This is a genomic window from Maribacter sp. PR66 (genome assembly GCF_028464205.1).
Classification (GTDB): Bacteria; Bacteroidota; Bacteroidia; order Flavobacteriales; family Flavobacteriaceae; genus Maribacter; species Maribacter flavus.
The window spans coordinates 1,112,556-1,133,506 of the sequence record NZ_JAQPCH010000001.1; the positions used below are offsets into that span (position 1 = coordinate 1,112,556).

General features: G+C 42.7%; 14 protein-coding genes. 4 read left to right on the forward strand and 10 right to left on the reverse strand.

Features of this window, described 5'->3' with window-relative positions; genetic code table 11:
• The 3 genes from PP181_RS04805 to PP181_RS04815 all read left to right on the forward strand — a co-directional run bounded on the left by PP181_RS04805 (nucleotide 1) and on the right by PP181_RS04815 (nucleotide 2,960).
• Nucleotides 1–906, forward strand: coding sequence for a geranylgeranylglycerol-phosphate geranylgeranyltransferase (locus PP181_RS04805; protein WP_272636171.1), 906 nt, complete (start codon nucleotides 1–3; stop codon nucleotides 904–906).
• Nucleotides 907–1,035: 129 nt separating this feature from the next.
• Nucleotides 1,036–1,878: a pseudouridine synthase gene (locus PP181_RS04810; protein ID WP_272636172.1), complete on the forward strand. Its 843-nt coding sequence runs from the start codon at nucleotides 1,036–1,038 to the stop codon at nucleotides 1,876–1,878.
• A 23-nt stretch (nucleotides 1,879–1,901) separates the two neighbouring features.
• A complete protein-coding gene (locus PP181_RS04815; protein ID WP_272636173.1) occupies nucleotides 1,902–2,960 on the forward strand; it encodes a zinc-binding metallopeptidase family protein in 1,059 nt (352 codons plus the stop codon).
• Between the two features lie 210 nt (nucleotides 2,961–3,170).
• Here PP181_RS04815 and PP181_RS04820 read toward each other — a convergent pair whose 3' ends face one another.
• From PP181_RS04820 to PP181_RS04835, 4 genes are all read right to left on the reverse strand, one after another.
• Nucleotides 3,171–4,148: a hypothetical protein gene (locus PP181_RS04820; RefSeq protein ID WP_272636174.1), complete on the reverse strand. Its 978-nt coding sequence runs from the start codon at nucleotides 4,146–4,148 to the stop codon at nucleotides 3,171–3,173.
• A 356-nt stretch (nucleotides 4,149–4,504) separates the two neighbouring features.
• Nucleotides 4,505–6,100 (reverse strand): M1 family metallopeptidase, encoded by a 1,596-nt coding sequence (locus PP181_RS04825; protein WP_272636175.1) that lies wholly within the window; start codon nucleotides 6,098–6,100, stop codon nucleotides 4,505–4,507.
• Between the two features lie 138 nt (nucleotides 6,101–6,238).
• Complete coding sequence (locus PP181_RS04830; RefSeq protein WP_272636176.1) at nucleotides 6,239–7,171, reverse strand: PorP/SprF family type IX secretion system membrane protein; 933 nt, start codon at nucleotides 7,169–7,171, stop codon at nucleotides 6,239–6,241.
• Between the two features lie 3 nt (nucleotides 7,172–7,174).
• On the reverse strand, nucleotides 7,175–13,999 hold the full coding sequence (locus PP181_RS04835; protein ID WP_272636177.1) for a BspA family leucine-rich repeat surface protein: 6,825 nt from the start codon (nucleotides 13,997–13,999) through the stop codon (nucleotides 7,175–7,177).
• 211 nt (nucleotides 14,000–14,210) lie between these two features.
• Here PP181_RS04835 and PP181_RS04840 point away from each other — a divergent pair, with 211 nt between their 5' ends.
• Entirely contained in the window at nucleotides 14,211–15,065 is an 855-nt protein-coding gene (locus PP181_RS04840) for a YihY/virulence factor BrkB family protein (protein ID WP_272636178.1), read from the forward strand.
• Here PP181_RS04840 and argH read toward each other — a convergent pair.
• From argH to proB, 6 genes are all read right to left on the reverse strand, one after another.
• Entirely contained in the window at nucleotides 15,062–16,342 is a 1,281-nt protein-coding gene (argH, locus tag PP181_RS04845; RefSeq protein WP_154918060.1) for an argininosuccinate lyase, read from the reverse strand. The genes PP181_RS04840 and argH overlap by 4 nt on opposite strands.
• Nucleotides 16,343–16,415: 73 nt before the next feature.
• Entirely contained in the window at nucleotides 16,416–17,480 is a 1,065-nt protein-coding gene (locus PP181_RS04850) for a M20 family metallo-hydrolase (RefSeq protein ID WP_272636179.1), read from the reverse strand.
• Between the two features lies 1 nt (nucleotide 17,481).
• Nucleotides 17,482–18,261: an acetylglutamate kinase gene (argB, locus tag PP181_RS04855; protein WP_272636180.1), complete on the reverse strand. Its 780-nt coding sequence runs from the start codon at nucleotides 18,259–18,261 to the stop codon at nucleotides 17,482–17,484.
• 95 nt (nucleotides 18,262–18,356) lie between these two features.
• Nucleotides 18,357–19,109, reverse strand: coding sequence for an SDR family NAD(P)-dependent oxidoreductase (locus tag PP181_RS04860; protein WP_246160843.1), 753 nt, complete (start codon nucleotides 19,107–19,109; stop codon nucleotides 18,357–18,359).
• A gap of 2 nt (nucleotides 19,110–19,111) precedes the next feature.
• Nucleotides 19,112–20,050 (reverse strand): acetylornithine carbamoyltransferase, encoded by a 939-nt coding sequence (locus tag PP181_RS04865; protein WP_272636181.1) that lies wholly within the window; start codon nucleotides 20,048–20,050, stop codon nucleotides 19,112–19,114.
• Nucleotides 20,047–20,811: a glutamate 5-kinase gene (proB, locus tag PP181_RS04870; RefSeq protein ID WP_272636213.1), complete on the reverse strand. Its 765-nt coding sequence runs from the start codon at nucleotides 20,809–20,811 to the stop codon at nucleotides 20,047–20,049. Before proB ends, PP181_RS04865 begins: the two co-directional genes overlap by 4 nt.
• Between the last annotated feature and the right edge of the window lie 140 nt (nucleotides 20,812–20,951).

Genomic DNA, 20,951 nt, shown 5'->3' on the forward strand with positions numbered 1-20,951 from the left:
ATGCTTAGTAGAAAAAACAAACTCTTGCTATTAAAAGTATTGAGTCTGTTTTCCGTGGTACGTGGGTATAATCTTTTGATGATCATTTTGGCACAGTACCTGGCTTCCATCTATATCCTTTCCCCAAATTTACCCTTGAGACAGGTTGTTTTTGATGTAAATCTATTTGTAATCGTAATCGCTTCCGCTCTGGTAATCGCCGCAGGCTACATTATCAATAATTTTTACGATGCGGAAAAGGATTTAATCAACAAGCCCCGAAAGACCATGTTGGACCGCTTGGTGAGCCAGCGATTTAAATTGAGTACCTACTTCATTTTGAATTTTTTGGCTGTTTTTGCGGCCAGTTACGTTTCTTTTCGGGCAGTGCTTTTCTTTTCGGCCTATATTTTCGGTATATGGTTCTACTCCCACAAAGTGAAGAAAATCCCGTTCTTTGGCAACTTTGTATCGGCTACATTGGCAATCACCCCCTTTTTTGCGGTTTTTGTGTACTACAAGAATTTTGAAACCGTCATTTTTGTGCATGCGATGTTTCTCTTTTTGTTGATATTGGCGAGGGAATTGATCAAGGATTTGGAAAATATTTCTGGGGATGTCGCCCAAAATTACCGAACCATACCCATTATTTATGGGGTCAACGTATCCAAATTCCTGATAGCGATACTGATGTTATTGACCCTGATACCTGCCTTATTGCTGATTTTTAAGTTCGATGTTGGGTATATGAAATATTATTTTGCCGGATGTATCCTTCTTTTTATACTCTTTTTAGGCATCCTCTTTAAATCAAGTACCCGAAAGCATTTTTTGTGGTTGCACAACATCCTGAAACTGGTCATTGTGGTGGGCGTTTTTAGTATTCTCTTGATCGATGTAGACCTGGTTTTAAATCGCATTCTTTAATCCTTAGTATTGGATGTTTTCATTTTCTTCAATATATAGAAGTACTTATTTAATATAATATTTGATACGTTCAGGAATTAGTGTACGCATTGGCTCGCCTTTCTTACCTTTGTCCAAAATAAAAACGTTATGAGTAGGGGAGAGTCAAACAAAGGGGATAAAGCATCGGGAAGACAAGGGGGGACTTTTAGGAAAAAAAGTTACGCTAGGGGCAATGCGCCTATCAAGAAAAACACCGCTCCAAAACAGGTAAGCGACCCCAACTCCATCCGCCTGAACAAATATGTAGCCAATTCCGGGGTCTGTTCCAGAAGGGATGCGGATATCTATATTTCTGCGGGAAATGTTACCGTAAACGGGAAACCCGTTACTGAAATGGGCTACAAAGTGAAACTTTCTGATGAAGTTAGGTTTGACGGACAGTTGTTGAATCCCGTAAAAAAGGAATACGTGCTTTTGAACAAACCGAAGGATTTCTCCACAACCATTCGCGACGAAAAGGGCAAACGTCATGTTTCCGGATTGATATCCAGTGCATCAAAATCAAAACTACTCCCAGTTGACAAAATGGACAAGGAAGATACCGGACTTCTTCTTTTTACCAACGACGGAGATTTGACCAAACGCCTTAAAAGTCCTATCAACGGATTGCGAAAAATTTATCATGTGGTATTGGACAAAGATCTTAGAAACGCAGACCTGGTAAAGATCCAGGAAGGCGTGGTGGTGGATGAGAAGGTCGTCAAAGTACAGGATATCAGTTTTATAGACGATGCCCCAAAAAGGGAAGTGGGTATAGAGATTTATAGTTCCAGAAATAAAATTGTAAACAGACTTTTTGAGCAATTGGGGTATACCATCACAAGAATGGATCGTGTGGTGTATGGAGGTCTCACAAAAAAGGATTTGCCCAGAGGTCATTGGAGATACTTGACCGAGCAGGAGGTCATTAATTTTAAGATGATAAAATGAATGTAGCCCATGCCTAAGTTTCTATGAAATTATTCCAATGTTCCAACTGTGGAAATTCAATTGTTTTTGAAAATAATAGATGTGTTTCCTGCGGATATTACCTGGCCTATAGTTCGTTCTATAATCAAATGGTTTCCCTTTCCCCAAATCTTTCACAATGGAACACATCCTCCCTGGGCGATGGGCAATACAAGTATTGTGTCAATAGCCAACATGGAACCTGCAATTGGCTGGTCCCCCTAGACAGCCCTTCCGGATTTTGTCTTGCCTGTTCATTAAATAGGACCATACCTGATTTATCCATAATAAAGAACCAGGAAAGTTGGAAGAAAATTGAGCTTGCAAAGCACAGGCTCGTTTATCAGCTCCTACGATTAAGGTTACCCATTTTCAACAAAAAGGAAAATTTTGTCGAGGGACTATGTTTCGATTTCCTATCTCCAAAAAACAGGGACAACCTAAAAACTGGACATGCCAACGGTGTTATTACGATTCTTATATCTGAGGCGGACTCCGTTGTTAGGGAAAAGGTTAAGCAAAATATGGAAGAGCGTTACAGAACGATGCTTGGTCATTTTAGACATGAAGTAGGTCATTATTACTGGGATGTTTTGATACGCAACGATAAAGTTACGTTGTCAAACTTTCGGGAAGTTTTTGGTGACGAATCCATTTCTTACGAGAATTCCTTACAGAATTATTATACCAACGGCCCACGTCATGATTGGCAGAATTTCCACATTAGCAAATACGCATCTTCACATGCTTGGGAAGATTGGGCAGAAACCTGGTCTCATTATCTCCATCTAATGGATACTTTGGAAACCGCATATAATTTTGGACTACAAACATCCCCGAAATTGAAAGGGACAAATGACCTGGACGTGAATGCCAATTTCGACCCTTACATGAAGAACGATTTTCAAGCTATTTTACGAACTGCGATCCCATTGTTTTATACATTGAACAGTATGAACAGGTCTATGGGAAAGGACGATGCCTACCCTTTTGTAATATCAGAGCCTGTAAAGTCAAAATTGACATTTATTCATAATCTTCTAATCAAAGGGAAAGGTTTTTGAACCAAACTTTGATTTGAATGTGGTAGCTTCTTTTTGTCAATTATGCGAAATTGTCAAAAAGGACAAATCATGAATATATCACCCGTACTAGGTTTTGCTAAACTTTTGGTAAAAAGCAGGAAGACAAAATTAATATTGATTGGAGCTCAACTTGGGTATATTGGCTATAAATACTTGAAAAACAGGAAAAGAAAACACTCTAAGTCCAAATCAGGGACAATCAAAACATCTAATCAAGGAACTAGGTAGTTTTAAATCTTCTGAACCTTTAAGAGGCTCTGTTAGGTAATCTTTATCTTTTATGATTTCGTAAAATTCATTTGCTATTTGGGGAAGTTTATCTCTTCTTGATTTAATAGAGTTGATAATTTCTTCACCGTCCAATTCAAATATGGAATTTGGCCAAGCCTTAAAACTTTCTTCAATAGCCAAATCCGTAAGTTTATTTTGTAGTAGGTCCGCTTCTTTAATAAAATTTTCCCTGGAGGTATTTTTTAGAAAATAAATATCAATGGGCATAACTAATCCAGGTAGATAATCTATATCTTCTTGGAAGGATTGGAGATCCGGCAATATATATTTGTTTGAAATAATCGAGGGTATGATTCCGTCAATACTAAAAAATGCGTTGTCCCTATCCCCCGCAAGTGGTATTGCCATATGACCAGTCTCATTTTCAATCACTACCCACCCCCATTGCTTGGAATGGCGGTCCCAATCGCCAATTACAATATCCAATAGCCTAGCCCTAATAAATGCTGATTTGTCTATCTTTAGCATAGCACCCAATTCCATTTTCGATTCTTGTAGTTTTTCTGTATCCACAATTTCTTTTACCTGTTTAAAGGGTGTCCAATTTTTTCCTCCATCCGTTTCATGTTCCAGCAAGTAAATTTTATTGCCATAGTCTTTGTTGTAAGTACCCAAAGCATTTTGTCTAGGAAGAAAAACAGCTTTTGGCTGGGTATGCAAGAGATTTGACTTTTCGGCCAATTTAGCCACCGCTATGGCGGCATATGGATGCTGGGCGGAAATCCCATCAACAATTATATTCTCTAAACCAAGAGTTTTTGCCCATTTTGGAACTAATGGTTCTGGATTTTTATTTATGCTTCTAAGGGTAAAAATATACCCATCTTTGGTTTCTAGTTTGAGACTATGGGTTTGTTTTCCACCGCCTTCCTCCAAAATCTTGGCACCTCCATGTAAAGTGTCCAATTGTAATATTGGAAATTGAAAGGGTGTGGACCATACTTTACGATATTGCTGTCCTTGCATTATCGTTTTTAATTTATTTGCTTTATACAGTGTAGTTGGGGCAATAAGAACCGAATCTATTCTGGAAAAATCCATAGATTTTAAATCTTCGATATTCAGAACTATGGAAGTTTTACTTTCCTTTTCGGTAGAGGAAACAGAGATATAGGTAAGCAAAATAAAAATGAGAATTACTACCCCTATAATTATACCAATTTTTTTCATGGACCTAAGTTACCCATGACGTATGTAAGATAATATTTCTGAAAGATTTTTTTGGGACCCAATTACGATTTTTCCTCGAACAACAACCAGACATTTGGGTCTAAGGTCAAGGACTTGGGAGCTTCTTTCATGGGTATTTCAAAAATGGTTTTTTTGCCTACCACGTCCAATGTAAAGGTTCTTCCCTGCTCATTTCCAATTTGAATTTCCAAAGGAAAGGAAAAGGTAGCATGTTCCTGCACCTGTTCTATGTCCACAAAAAGCTTGTTTTTTTCATAATTCCATCCCCATTTTATTTCTGGATAACCCTTTGTGTATATCCATTGCTGAAAAAAAGTATCCAGATTTTTTCCTGAAATTTCTTCCATTACGGTTTTGAAATCTTCCGTTAGTGCATTGGAGTTTTGGTATTTTTTATAATAGGCAACAATGCCTTCCCAAAACAAGGTGTCCCCTAATTCGCGCCTGAGCATATGTAGCACCCAACCCCCTTTTTGGTACGTATTCACGCTCAGGACCTTCATTGGGTCCTTAATACTAGGGTCTACGATGGGCGATGGGTTTTTCTTGTAATAATCCAATATTTGGTTTCGGTCCAAAAGCAGTTCCTCTTTTCTTTTTTCGTCCCCGTAGACACTTTCTTGGTACAAAATTGCAAAGTAGGTAGCGAAGCCTTCGCTAAGCCAAACATGGTTCCAGTCCTTTTCTGAAGCCGAATTCCCAAACCACTGGTGCGCAATTTCATGCGCAATAAGGCCCTCAACTTCGTTCTTTCCATTCACCGAATTTTCAAAATAGGCAATGGTGCCCGCGTTTTCCAGGCCTCCCCATTGGGTCTTCGCCTGCATGTTCGCAAGTTTGGCATAGGAATAGGGCCCTATTTGGTCTATAAAATATCGAAGTACTTTGGTGGCCACCCCATAATCCGAAAAACCCTCCAACCGATTCTCAGGATACACCCAGGCAGATACCGGAATATCATATACTTCTCCCAACAACCTACTGGCAAATCTCGTGACGCCTATGGTCACCACCTTCATGGCAACAGGGGCCTGTTCCCTATAAATGGTCAATTTGGTCCCATTATCAAGATAGCTTTCCTCTATTTTTTCGCCCGTGGCCACCACATCATAATGGTCCGGAGCGGTAATCCTGAATTCTACGGAGGCCTTATCATAGGGATGGTCTACGGAGGGCAACCAGTGCCTTGCCAAATTGGGCCAGTTATCCCCAAAAAAGGAGCGTTGGCCAAACTTGGTGGTGTCTATCACCAATCCTCTTTCCGGAATACCTTGATAATTTACCGTATATACTTGCGAACGCGTCGTGGATTGGGTAGGACTGATGCTAATTTTGTTGTTTTCAAACACATAGTCTATGGGTTTTCCAGCTTCGGAAATGCCGGATATTTTCATTCCGTAGTTACCGGAATACCCTACAAGATCTAGATGAAATGGAACCGCTTCCTTTTCAAAATCCACATGGATTTCGGCCTCTCCGGTAATAATATTGGTAGTATCGTTTAGATGCAGGTTGAAGATATACTTTTTTATATCGACCGATGCATTTCTAACATAGGTATCCTGTGATACCAAGGAAAGCGAGCATAAAAAAAGAATGAAAACAGTACTGATGGATTTGCAGGGATATTTGATCATGGATTCGTTTGGCTTACAATATATCGGCCTAAGATAAAATATATCCGTGTTTTATCCATGGGGTTTTAAAACCGGACTACCAAAATTCCCGAATTCAAAGCCGTTATTCAGTTCCATGCTTGAATCAAGGAAGAGCTATCAATCCCTATGATACCCTTCGCCAAAAAGATAGCTCACTACGATTCCATGGGTGTTTCCAAGCGGATTGTTGTTAAATGCCAAGTTGTAGTTATAAATGGCACGTATGTTTTTTAGGAGATAAACTCCGGCCAACAGGTTTATGGAAGAATTGGTGCGGTACCCCGTGCCCAGCTCGAACCTATTTTTATAGCTCATGGCGATGTTAAAATCCACTTGAAACGGAGCGCCGTTTTCATACTTGGCCAGCACATTCGGTTTGATCATGATTTCCTCAAAGATGTTCGAATAAAATCGGTAGCCAAAATATCCGTAATACGCATTGGAGAGATCTAGATTGTCATCCGTAGCCAAGGTATCCCCCAATACATTGGGAGCCGAAAAGCCCAAATGAAAATCTGCCAGATTCAATAATATTCCCAAGCCAATGGTGGGTATGGACGCATTGATGTTCTGGGCGAAATTGGGATCACCAACAATACCCAGATCAAGGAGATTGTCCTGGTATTGCTGTAGACCTCCCGTGATGGCAAAAGAAAGGGAGTTGGGCGTATACACCTGCCAATAAGGTCTATTTTTCTTGGTGTCAAAAAAGATTTTATAGGAATAGGTCGCAAAGGCATTGGTAGATGTGGTAACCCCAATTTCGTCCCTAATGAACCCTGCTCCCAAACCTACTTTTCCCCGGTTCAAAGGGGTATGGAGGCTTAATGCAAAACTTCGCGGACTTCCCTCCACCTGATTAAAAAACCCTGTGTTGCTCAAGGAGACTTCCGTGCTTGGTGCCAGTCCCGCATAGGCCGTATTGATGAGATACGGATTGTAATTATACTCAGCAAACAAAGGAGTCTGCTGTGCCTGTAATTTGCTTCCGACTATCTGAAATAAAAAGTATATCGCCAATAAAGCGAATTGGTACATTGTTTTGTTCATTTATTATCGCTTTAAGACTAAGAACCCTTGTAGTTTATTTAGATTGTGTTCGCCGGATACCTGTATGTTAAAGAAATAGGTGCCACTGGGCAGTTCACTGGCCCCAAGCTGGGTTTTTCTGTTGGCGGTACCGCTAAATACATTGGACTGATTGTCATAACCCTGGATCTCGAATACCAGATCCCCCCATCGGTTATAGATGGAGACCGTGTTATCAGGATTTAGTTCAATACCGTCAATGGTCCAAAAATCGTTTATGCCATCCCCATTGGGAGAGAAACCGTATTGGGTGTCGTCCTGGTTAATGGTGGTAAACATAAATTCGGTACAGTCTATGGCATCGCCCAGCGAATTATACGGGGTAATCGTCACATAATATCTGGTGTCCTCCATCAATCTTTCTGTAAATGAGTAGGAAGTTAGGATGCTTACATCTTCATTATTGACCACATCGTTGGCACCTGGAGAAGTACCAACGCTGAGACGGTATCCGTCTGCCGTTGGGGATTCCTCCCAAGTCAAGGTTACATCTACAGGAACGTTGATATCCCCATTGCTTGGAGTGAGCAAGGAGGTACAATCAGGCATGGTAGGTAAGGTTTCCGTGGTAAAACTCTCTTCGGAACATCCCGTTGCATTTCCATCGGCATTGTAAGGAACAACAGTTACAAAAATGGTGGAAGCTTCGGGCAGGTCCGTTGTCAGATTATAGGTGCCTACATTTCCAACGTCTATACTGTCCAGAATTTCGTTACCGCCCGAGGAAGTTCCTATGCTGAGGTAGTAACCATCGGCATTGGTAACGGTAGCCCAGGAAATATCGCTGGATAGGATTACATCGGTTGCGTTATTCAATGGACTCGTCAGGTTGGTACAATCCGGAACATTCAATACGTTTTCCGTAACGAAGCTTTCCTCCGTACAACCAATAGCATTTCCAACGGCATTGTAAGGGATTATTGTGACAAAAATTGCGGTTTCTTCGGGCAAGTCGGTCGCCAAATTGTACATGCTCACATTGCCAACGTCCATAGCATCCAAGATGTCATTTCCACCGGAAGTAGTTCCTATGGTCAGATAATATCCATCCGCGTTGGAAACGGTATTCCATGATATATTCGTAGAAAGGATCACATCGGTAGCATTGTTGAGCGGTGCCGTCAAATTGGTACAATTGGGTACGGTTGGCAAGGTTTCGGTTACGAAACTTTCTTCCGCACAGCCCATGGCATTTCCTATGGAATTATAGGGTACAATCGTCACAAAAATGGTAGTAGCTTCGGGCAAATCCGTGGCCAAATCATACATACTTACGTTGCCAACGTCCATTGCATCCAAAATGTCATTTCCGCCGGAAGTAGTTCCCATGGTCAGGTAATATCCATCCGCGTTGGAAACGGTATTCCATGAAATATTGGTGGATAGGATTACATCGGTCGCATTGTTGAGCGGTGCCGACAAATTGGTACAGTTGGGTATGGTGGGAAGTGTTTCCGTGGTGAAACTTTCCGAAGTACATAAAGCGGCACTTCCAAAACTGTTGTACGGCACAATGGTCACGAAAATGGTCGTATTTTCCGGTAAATCCAAAGGCAGGTCATACATCGTCACATTCCCAACATCCATAGCGTCAAGAATATCCGTAGCTCCGGATGCTGTTCCTATAGTAAGATAATATCCATCCGTATTTGCGGCCCCGTTCCAACTGATATTGGTATTCATGGCTACATTCATTGCCCCGTTCAATGGGGATGCAAGCGTGGTACAAAGGGGAGGGTTGTTCAAGGTGGATGTCCCCGTCCTGAAATTCTCCTCGGCACATCCAACGGCATCGCCTACCTCGTTATAGGGTATAATGGTCACATAGTGCGTCCTGTTGCCCTGTAATGTTCGTGGGAAGGAATAGGTAGTGGTGTTTCCAACGTCTATGCCATTGGCGATCTCAATACCGCCCTGTGTTATCCCCACATTGACGATATAACCTGTAGCACCGTCCACCATGTTCCAAGTAAGGTCCGTATCAATGGGTACATTCACGGACCCCGATATAGGATTGGTTAGGTTTGTGCACACCGGTGGTACGGGAATCAACTCCGTGCGGAAGCTTTCCTCGGTACATCCCAGAGCAGGATCTTGTTCGTTATAGGGTACTATCATTACATAAATATCCGTATCCTCGGGTAAATTGGTCGCTAGGTCATAGTTGGTGACATTACCAACGTCTACATTATCCAGGATTTCATTGCCCCCGGAACTGGTGCCAATCGTCAATCGGTAACCATCCGCATTGGAAATGGGTTCCCAGGACAAATCTGTATCCACGGCTACTTCCGTAGCTCCGTTCATGGGCATAGTAAGTTGGGTACATTCCGGTATGGTTGGTGGATTGCTCGCAATGGTGAAACTTTCTTCCAAACATCCTGTCGCACTTCCCGTATCATTGGTGGGAACGATGGTCACGTACACTGTTTCACCTCCGGTAAAATCGGTCGGGAACTCATAGGATGTGGCATTTACCACGACTTCATTGTTCAGGATATCATTGCCTCCCGGAGTAGTGCCTACAGTCAAATGGTATTCACGGGCATAGAGTACCGGCTCCCAATTTAGGTTGGTGTTCACGGGTACATCAAGCTCACCGTTGAAAGGGGCGACGAGTAGGGTACATTCCGGAATTGGGCAATCCAGTATATCCTGGTAGAAAGACCAACCATAGTTGTCCATCATGGACTGTCTTTCTTCAAGGGCATCGCAATAGAGTAAGCCTTGGGCCCCCAGCGAAAGACCGGGAGTAAGACTTTGTTCGGACCATGAGATCAAGGTACTGTCATAGTTTATGCGGGTCAAGGCCGTATTATTGAGCATGTTGGTCACGTTGTTGACGTTGTCCATGGTCCAATCCCCCAAATACTGGTCAAAGGCCGATGCATTTTCGAACATGCCTTGCAAGGAAACACTGCCCAGGTCCCATTGGTCCATAGCTTGGTTAAAAGCCGATGCACTCCTGAACATAAAATTCATACTGCCCACACCAGAAACCCGCCAGGAGTTTATATTCTGGTCAAAGGCCGATGCATTTTCGAACATACTTTGCATTGTGGTGACCTTTCGAACGTTCCAATTGTCCAAAGGTTGGTTAAAGGCCGATGCCCCGTTGAACATGGAAAGCATGGTAGTGACCGATGCCACGTTCCAAGAATTCATAGGTTGGTTGTAGGACGTAGCGTTTTGGAACATGGACTCCATTGTGGTTACAAAGGAAGTGTTCCAAGCATCGATATCTTGGTCAAAGGCCGTTGCCCCCCTGAACATTTCTTGGGCGTTCAATAGTTCACCGGTATCCCAATTGGCCAAAGGCTGGTCAAAAACAACGGCATCCTTGAACATGGCTTCCATATTGGTTACGGAACCTACGTTCCAGTTCCCAATTGGACCGTTAAATACCGATGCATCTTCGAACATGGAGTTCATCAAGGTTACGGAAGAGACATCCCAACTGTTCAATGGTTGGTTGAAAAGTGCCGCACTCTCGAACATGGATGCCATATTGGCCACCGCGCTTACGTTCCAAGAATCCAGAGGTTGGTTAAAGGCGGAAGCCGATTGGAACATGGATTGCATGTTCACCACGGAATTCACGTCCCAGTTGCCCAAAGGTTGGTCAAAAACACCTGCCAATTGGAACATACTGCGCATATTGGTAACATTGGTAACGTTCCAAGTATTGATGTTTTGATCAAAGACCTTTGCATCGTAGAACATGTATTGCATATTCGTAACTTCGGACACATCCCAATTACCCAAGGGCTGGTCAAAATTATCCGTATCCCGGAACATGTAGCTCATGTCCAGGACATTGGATACGTCCCAGCTATTTATGTTTTGATTGAATGCCGTACTTCTGCGGAACATGGCCTGCATATTAGTAACACTGCTCACGTTCCAATTGTCCAAGGGTTGGTTGAAGGCCATATCAGATACAAAGCCATCGAACATTTGACTCATATCCGATACATTGCCAACGTTCCAGGAATTTAGCGGCTGGTTAAATAATTCCGCTCTTTCGAACATGGAAGACATATTGGTAACATTACTTACGTTCCAACTATCTATATTTTGATTGAATACGGATGCCTGCCGGAACATATCCGCCATATTGGTTACACTGCTTACATTCCAATTGTTAAGGGGCTGGTCGAACGAGGTTGCTGCTAAAAACATGGCGCTCATGTTGGTAACGTTACTTACGTTCCAATTGTCCAAAGGTTGGTTAAAATCTGATGCACCTAGGAATACACCGTACATATCGGTCACGTTGCTTACGTCCCAGTTTTCAATATTTCCATTGAACAAATAGCAGGATCCAAACATACTACGCATACTGGCCACGTTAGACAAATCTGGAACATCCGTAGCATTATATTCCATATTTTGGCATCCATAAAAGGCAAGCTCCATGGATTCCCAAGGTTGTGTTCCCCATTGATCTATGGAGATTAGTTTAAAACTATCTGAATTGGAGTAATAATGGTGGGGTGCGGGAAAAGAGCCTATAATGGAAACTGTATAAATACCAGGTGTAAGATAGGTGTGCGTAATAGTTCCTGTAACATTATTGTTGTATTGCCCATCTCCCCAATCTATCGAATAATCATACGTAAAATAATTTGGATACCCCGTATTTGCCTCTATTTTTAACTGATTGGCCGGAGTACTCTTATAGTCGGTCAGTCCAGTGTTGAAAGTGAGCTTAAAGGCAGCTGGGCTATTGACCCAACTTTCCACTACGGTGAACGAAATGGGAGAACATCCCACAGCATCCCCTTCGTCATTAAATGGGATCACCAATACGGAAACATCGTCCCCTGGGGTAAATTCATTGGTGAAGTCAACCCCAACGTTATTCGCTGCCAGGGTTTGGTTGTATACTTCCACGGGTCCTGAGCCATCGTCCCTTGTGACGGTTACCCTATACCCAGTTGCATTGGGTACCGGATCCCATCGTATATCACTATTGGCAGGTACTTGGGTATCACCTGCCGCCGGCATTGTAATATTTGCGCAAAGGACAAAGGAACAGTTTATGGAATCCCCGGTGATGTTCCAGCCATGGTTATCCATCAAATCTTGTCTGGCATCGCGACCATCACAATAAGAAAGGTTCGTAACTCCCAGGTTTACGTTTGATTGAACCGTTTGGAATCCCCACCCGATTAAAGTGTTGTCATAATTTGCTTGGGTAAGACCAGAATCTGACAGCATATGCTCCATGCTGGATATATTGCCAATAGGCCACATGCCAAGATTTTGATCAAATGCCGTGGCTTCCTGGAACATCCTGCCCATATTGGTAACATTCGCGGTATTCCAATTGGAGAGTGGTTGATTGAAAACATCGGCACCCCTGAACATACCGCTCATATTGGTAACGATATCCACCACCCACGAGTTCAGGGGTTGGTCAAAGGCCAAAGCTCCTAAGAACATGTTGTTCATCAACGTAACGTTACTTACGTCCCAGCTATCCAGAGGCTGATTAAAAAGTGGCGCATTCTGAAACATTTCGCTCATATCCGTAACGGAGCTTACAACCCAGCTTCCAATGGGTTGATTGAACATATGGGCACCATTGAACATGCCCTTCATATTGGTAACATTGCTCACATTCCATCCGGTTATGTCCTGATTAAAATTGTCTGTGTCCCGGAACATGTAGCTCATATTGGTCACATTGCTAACGTCCCAGTTGTTCAGTGGTTGGTTGAATGTAACGTTCCAAATCCATCCATCGAACATACTGGCCATACTGGTCACGTTGCTCACGTCCCAATTGTTCAAGGGTTGGTTAAACGTTCTATGTCTATAGAACATGTTGCTCATGTTGGTCACATTGCTCACGTCCCAACCTTCTATGGGTTGGTTGAATTGACCTTGTGCGAACATGTAGCTCATATTAGTTACATTGCTAACATTCCAATTGCCAATAGGTTGGTTAAAACCGGAGCTGTAGAACATATTGGACATGTCCGTTACATTGCCAACGTTCCAGTTGTTCAAAGGGCGGTTGAAACTATTTGTACTTTGAAAGGTCCCGGACATATTGGTAACCTGACTTACGTCCCAATTGTTGATGTTTTGATTGAATGAAGTGGCAGCTGAGAACATTCCTTCCATGGTAGTGACGGAGGCCACGTTCCAGTTGTCCAAAGGTTCGTTGTAGGCGTTTGCACTATTAAACGTATTGGTCATGTCCGTAACGGAAATCGTATTCCAGGCATCCAAGGGCCTATTGAAAATGGTAGCTCCGTGAAACAGACCGGCCATGGTTGTGACATTGCCTACGTCCCAATTGTTCATGATACCGTTAAAGCTTCGGCAATTTCGAAAGGTTTGGAACATGTTGGTAACTTGCGATAAGTCTGGGGAATTAATGGCATCAAAGTTGAGGTTTTCACATCCGAAAAATGCATTTTCCAAGGTTTGCCATTGGATGTTGCCCCAGTCCAGTATTTCAATGATTTTTAGTCGGTCTCCCGTATTGTTAAAATAAATGGCAGGAAAAGTACCGCTAATTTGTATCGTATAATTTCCAGGAGATGCGTAGGTGTGGGTTATATTCCCCGTAACTCCCGTATCGATACTTCCATCGCCCCAGTCCACGTCGTAGTTATAGGTCGTATAGGCGGGATTTGTAGGTATGGTTACCTCATTGGCCGCCGAAGATCCGCTGCTTGTATTGTTCGTATTCCAAATGGAAGTGAAGGATTGGGAATTGGCTTTTAAACCTAGTATCAGTAGTATGAAAAACGGGAAGAACTTCTTGAACATAATACGACATTATAATGTTTGCTGAAAACGCTTTCAACCTCGAATTATTTTAGGAAGGATAAGAAATGATGTCAGTTGCCCATTATTAGTTGTAAACAGTCCTACACAATTAATTTTACAAGTGTTTCCAGGGTTTGGGATAGTATAATTCCGAAATGGGTCAACGAAATTGGAGTAGATAAAATAGCTTCAAAAAGCCAAAGGTGATACGATGAAATTTAGTTTGAAACAGCTTCCAAAATTATTATGGGCGACTTTTAATTCCTGGTTGGAAAAGGAACCTTTTAAAATAAGCGCCGTAATAGCGTATTACGCGATTCTTTCTTTACCCGGACTTTTAATTATAATACTTGAAATTGTTGGTTCCATTTGGGGAAGGGAAATAGTTCGTGGGGAACTTTTTTCTGAAATATCTTCAGCCATGGGCCCAGAAACGGCACAGTCCATCCAGGTAATGTTGGCCAATACAGGCAATGAAAACACATCTACCTTGGCCACCATTTTAGGGGTCTGCGTGCTTATTTACGGCGCAACGGGGGTATTCTACCAATTGCAAAATGCCCTGAACGAAATTTGGGGCGTATCACCCAACTATTCCAACGAACTTTTGGCTACCATTTTTGGTAGGTTGAAAAGCTTTGGTTTTATTCTGATTTTTGGTTTTCTTTTGCTGATAAGCTTTGTGATTACATCCTTGCTATCGGCATTTTCCAGGCAATTGTCGAGCTTATTGTCCACTCAGGTAGTAGGTTGGACCTTTGTAATGGACATCTTATTATCATTGGTTTTTATTTACTTTCTATTCGCCGCTATGTTCAAGTTTTTGCCCAGCAAAGTAGTCAAGTGGAATGCCGTAAAAATTGGGGCGGCACTTACGGCACTTTTGTTCCTGATGGGAAAATACGCCCTGGCCTTTTACTTTGGGAAAGCGGAACCGGGTTCAACCTATGGTGCGGCCGGCTCCATCATATTAGTCATGTTATGGGTTTCCTACTCCAGCCTCATCGTTACCTTTGGCGCACAGTTTACCAAGATCTATTCGGATAGATTCGTTAGGTCAGGCTAACCTAGTTTATCCATTTTTGCTTTGATTTCGGGCAGACAAAGATTGCCCAAACTGCCTACATGGGAATGGGAAATATCCCGTTTTGGGGTAAAGGTACCTTGCTGGATTTCCTGTCCCATTTTCTTGTAGGCATCCCTGAACGGCATTCCGTTTTGGACCAACTCGTTCAAAGTATCCACACTGAACAGGTAATCGTATTTTTCATCTTCCAAAATATCCTTGTTCACCTGGATTTCCGCCAAGCTGAACGTAAGTATTTCCAAGCAGGCCTTCATGTCCTGAATGGCGGGCACGATGATTTCCTTCACCAATTGCAAGTCCCTGTGGTAACCGCTCGGTAAATTGTTGATGACCAGTGTCAATTGGTTGGGGACGGATTGCAGTTTGTTACATTTTCCCCTGACCAGTTCAAAGACATCCGGATTTTTTTTATGGGGCATGATGCTGCTCCCGGTGGTCAACTCGTCCGGAAAGGAAATAAAATTGAAGTTTTGGCTCATGTAAAGGCAAATGTCCATCGCCATTTTGGATAGGGTGGACGCGATACTTGCCATCCCGAAAGCTGTTGCCTTTTCAACTTTTCCACGTCCCATTTGGGCGGCCACCACATTATATTTTAGGGTCTCAAAGCCCATTTCCTTAGTGGTAAAGCTTCGGTCTATTGGAAAGGAACTTCCGTATCCCGCTGCACTCCCCAAGGGATTTTGGTCGGCCACTTTATAGGCAGCTTCTATAAAATAAAGATCGTCTATCAAGCTTTCGGCATAGGCGGAAAACCACAGCCCGAACGATGAGGGCATCGCTATCTGCAAGTGCGTATATCCCGGGAGCAAGACATCCTTATATGTTTCGGCCTTTTCCAAAAGCAGGTCGAATAATTCTTTGGTCCTGGATTTAATTTCAGACAACTCATCCTTCAGATATAAATGCATTGCCACCAAAACTTGGTCGTTTCTAGATCTGGCCGTGTGGATTTTTTTGCCTGTATCGCCCAAACTCAAGGTAAGCATGTATTCTATTTTGGAATGCATATCCTCAAAGGAGGGCTCAATGGTGAAGGTCCCCCTTTCAATTCTTGAGGCGATGGCATCCAATTCCTTGACCAGCTCCTGGGTTTCCTTTTGCGTCAAAAGACCTATTTTCCCCAACATTTTCGCATGTGCCTTTGAGGCGATCACATCATATTTTGCCAGTTGTAAATCCAATTCCCGATCGTTGCCAACCGTGAACTGGTCTATTTTTTTATCCGTGCTAAATCCTTTGTCCCAGAGCTTCATCGTTGTTCAAATTCAATTTCAAGTGCAAACATCAAGTTCAAAAAATTTGTGTTTGAACTTGAACTTGTGTTTATTATTTAATAAATCCTTCTAATATCTTAATATACAAATCAATTCCTTCCTCAATTTCGCTTACATATATAAATTCATCCGCGGAATGGGAACGTGTACTGTCCCCCGGTCCCAATTTTAAGGATTGGCAACTCAATGCCGCTTGATCGGATAGGGTAGGGGAACCATAAGTTTTACGTCCCAATGCGATGCCCGATTTTACCAAGGGATGGTCTTTGTCGATGCTTGAGGAGTTGAGACGCAGCGAACGTTCCTTTAATTCGCAGGGTGCCTCACGTTTCAATAAATCGGCAATTTCCTGGTTGGTGTATTTATCGTTCACCCGTACTTCCACTACCAAATCTACCTGAGAAGGGACAACGTTATGTTGACTCCCCGCGTTTATTTGAGTAACCGTCATTTTCACGTCTCCCAAAACTTCGGATTTCCTGTCGAAAGAATAGTTTTTGAACCACTCCAATACTTCGATTGTATTATATATGGCATTATTATCGTTAGGATGCGCCGCATGTGATGGCGTTCCCTTTACCACGGCATCGAAAACCACAAGGCCCTTTTCCGCAATGGCCAATTGCATAAGTGTGGGTTCGCCAACAATGGCCACATCAATTTTGGGCAGACTGGGCAAAAGTCCCCGCAAACTGTTTTTTCCGGCATTTTCCTCTTCGGCCGAAGCGACCATCAAAATATTATGATTCAGGTTTTCGGCATGAAAAAAATAGGCGAAGGTTGCCAACAGGGACACCAAACATCCTCCTGCATCGTTACTTCCCAGTCCAAATAATTTGCCATCCTCAATATGTGGCTGAAAGGGATCTTTTGTGTATGCTTGATTGGGCTTTACGGTGTCATGATGGGAGTTTAGCAATAGTGTTGGTTTGGAATCGTCCCAATACTTGTTCTTTGCAAAAATGTTGTTGTGAATACGCTCAAATGGAATATCCAGGCCCTTGAACCAATTTTCCAAGGCAGCCGCCGTACCTTCTTCCTCTTTTGAAAAGGAGGGTATGGAAATCAATTCCTTTAGCAGTTCTAAGGCCTTTTCCGTAAGTGTTCGTTGGTTCATTTTATAAGGTTATGGTCGTAAATAGGTCGTTTTTTTGGTCCAACATGAACATATTTCCCAAACAGACCGATTTTACGTTATGATGTAAAGCATGGAAACAATTTTCCAATTTGGGCAGCATCCCGTCAGCAATGATGCCCTCGTGTAAAAGCTCCTTGTATTTTTTTGTATCGATGTGCCTAACTACCGATGCTTCATCGGTCACGTCCATCAAAACCCCTGGTTTTTCAAAACAGTAATAGAGTGTTGTGTCGTATTTTTCCCCCAGTCCAATGGCCAATTCAGAGGCTATCGTATCCGCATTTGTATTTAAAAGCTGCCCATTGCCGTCGTGGCTCATGGCACAAAACACCGGGGTTAGACCTAGTGAAACCAGATTGGAAATTGTTGTTGTATTCACACCATCAATATCGCCCACAAATCCAAAATCGATTTCTTTAACCGGTCTTTTTTGGGCCTGTATGCTATCAGCATCGGCACCGCTCAGACCAATCGCATTGCACTGGTTTGCCTGTAATTTAGCAACAATATTTTTATTGGTAAGACCCGCATAGACCATGGTGATAATGTCCAAGGTTTCTGCATCGGTAATTCTGCGACCGTTTACCATTTTGGATGCTATGCCCAATTTGGAAGCCAATTGTGTAGCCAGTTTGCCACCGCCATGTACCAGGATTTTAGGACCTTCCATTTCGGAAAACAAATGGATGAATCGCTCCATTTCGGCCTCGTTCTCAATGACGTTTCCTCCAATTTTTACAACCGACAGTTTTTCTCTCATACGTTTAAAATTGGGTCAATATCTTGATTCTTAAACATTTCCTTCTGTATAGATATTTAACTTACCATAATAAATCCTTCGTAAAGGGTTTCAACTTACGAATTTATAATTCCTCCGTCAATGGTCATCGCTGTTCCCGTTATCCAGCTAGCTTCTTCAGAGACTAAGAACAAGGCCAATTTTGCTATGTCCTCCGGTGTTCCCAAGCGTTTCATTAGGGTCGCCATGGCCGCATCTTCAACGGCTTTACCAGGCACTGAAAATGCTTTCGCCGAATCCCAAAGTAAGGGTGTATCAACCGGACCTGGGCATATTGCGTTTACGCGTACTTCTGGACCATACTCTACGGCCATTTGTTTCATCAAAGCTACTGAACCAGCCTTGGAAGCACAATAGGCAGGGTGATTGGGAAAGCTTTTGAATGCAGCGATGGATGCATTGATTAATATATTCCCTTTTGATGCTTGAAGATGTGGAACAGCATATTTACACAGATAAAAAATGGCGCTGAGGTTGGTATGTATGGTATTGTTCCAGTCCTCCATAGAAAGATTGACCACATTGCCCAAACCCAGTATTCCAGCATTCAGGGAAACTATATCGAGTGTGCCAAAATGGGAAATCGCCGTTGCTACCAACTTTTCATTGTAGTCTATATTGCGGATATCCCCTCCAATAAAAATGGAATCTTTTAAGCTGGATGAGAGCTCCAACCCACGTTCTTCGTTTCTACCGGATAAAATCAATTTAGCACCTTCTTCCCAAAATTTGGTTGCAATCGCCTTGCCCATACCGCTGGTAGCGCCGGTAACGATACATACTTTGTCTTTCAGTTTTGCTTCAATCAAGGTTACAGGTTTTCCAGAATTTTCTTTAAAACGATTTGGGCCGCATATGTCCTGTTATTGGCCTGTTCAATGACCAAACTCTGATCGCTGTCTAAGACGGCATCCTCGACCACGACGTTCCTTCGAACCGGCAAACAGTGCATGAATTTTGCAGACCGCAGCTTCTTTTTGGTCATCATCCAATTAGGATCTTGGTTCAGGACCTTGCCATATTCCTTATAACTGCTCCAGTTTTTTATATATACGAAATCTGCATCTTGCAGGGCTTTTTCCTGATCGTATTCAATGTGGACATCCTTCGTAATAGCTGGATTAAGTTCATATCCTTTGGGATGTGTAATGACAAAATCTGCTTCCTGTAGCTGCATCATTTCCACAAAGGAATTGGCAACGGCATGGGGTAGCGCCTTGGGGTGTGGTGCCCACGACAGCACAACTTTTGGTCTTTCCTTGCTGTTGTGCTCTTCTAAGGTAATGGCATCTGCCAAGGCCTGTAAAGGGTGGCCTACGGAACTTTCCATATTGACAATGGGAATACCGGCGTATTTTTTGAATCCGTTCAGGACAACTTCCGCTTCGTCCTGCTCCTTATCGGTCAGCGTAGCAAAGGCACGAATGGCCACAATATCACAGAATTGGGAAACCACTTGGGCCGCTTCTTTGACATGTTCCGATGTGTTTTGGTCCATCACCGTACCATCCCCGTATTCCAAGGTCCAACCCTCGCTTCCAAAATTCATGACCATTACGTCCATGCCCAGATTCATCGCCGCTTTTTGGGTGCTCAAACGTGTCCTAAGGCTATTATTAAAGAAGAGCATGCAAATGGTTTTATTCGCTCCTAGGTTTTTATCTGCCTTTGGTTGCGATTTTAAAATTCTTGCCTCCTTTACCCATACGGATAAATTATCAATGTCTTTAATGGATAAATAATGCGTCATACTACTATTTTTGTAAAGTTCGATGCTCCTTCAATGGCATCCAAAATAAAATTATCCTTGAGCCCGTTTACGATCCATGTTTCGATGCGGGCCTTTTTTGCGATTCTGGCCGCCTGCATCTTGGATTCCATTCCGCCCGTACCGTGGGAGGATTTTTCCAAGCTTATTTCTTTTTCCAGTTCCTCAATATTCATTACCTCCGGGATTGTCTGTGGTTTAGAATCGTGGATAGTATCCTTGACATATATGCCATCTGTATTTGTGGCGATGATCAACACATCCACATCTAAAAGGCTTGCCGCTAATGCCGCTAATTTATCGTTATCACCGAATTTGATTTCGTCCGTTGCCACCGTATCGTTTTCATTGATGATGGGAACAAAATTATTTTCTACCAAGACATTGATGGTGTTCTTGATATTTTCCTTGGATTCCGGTTTTTCAAAGTCGGAATAGGAAAGGAGGCATTGCGAAGTGAACAGTCCCAACTCCCTAAAATTCTCCTGATAGATGCGCATGAGGTGCGGCTGACCTATAGCCGCCAATGCCTGTTTCACGGTAATTTCCTTCCCATTGTGTTCCAATTTTACGAACTGCTTTGCAGCGGCGATCGCCCCGGAACTTACGATGATGAATTCATAATCGTTTTTCAGTTTGGAGATTTGCCGTGCGATATCCTCAATCTTACCTCTGGAAATCTGATCGGTTTCCTTGGTAAGGGTATTAGAGCCTATTTTTAATAAAATCCTTTTTTTCATTATTCGCTATTGGCTGTTCGCGGGACGATTTTTGTTATTTGTCGAAAGCTGTTGGCTACACATTAGACTCTATCTATTTTCTAACATCTAACTTCCATTCTATTTTATCTACCTCAACATACTCTTAACTCTGCACTCTGCAT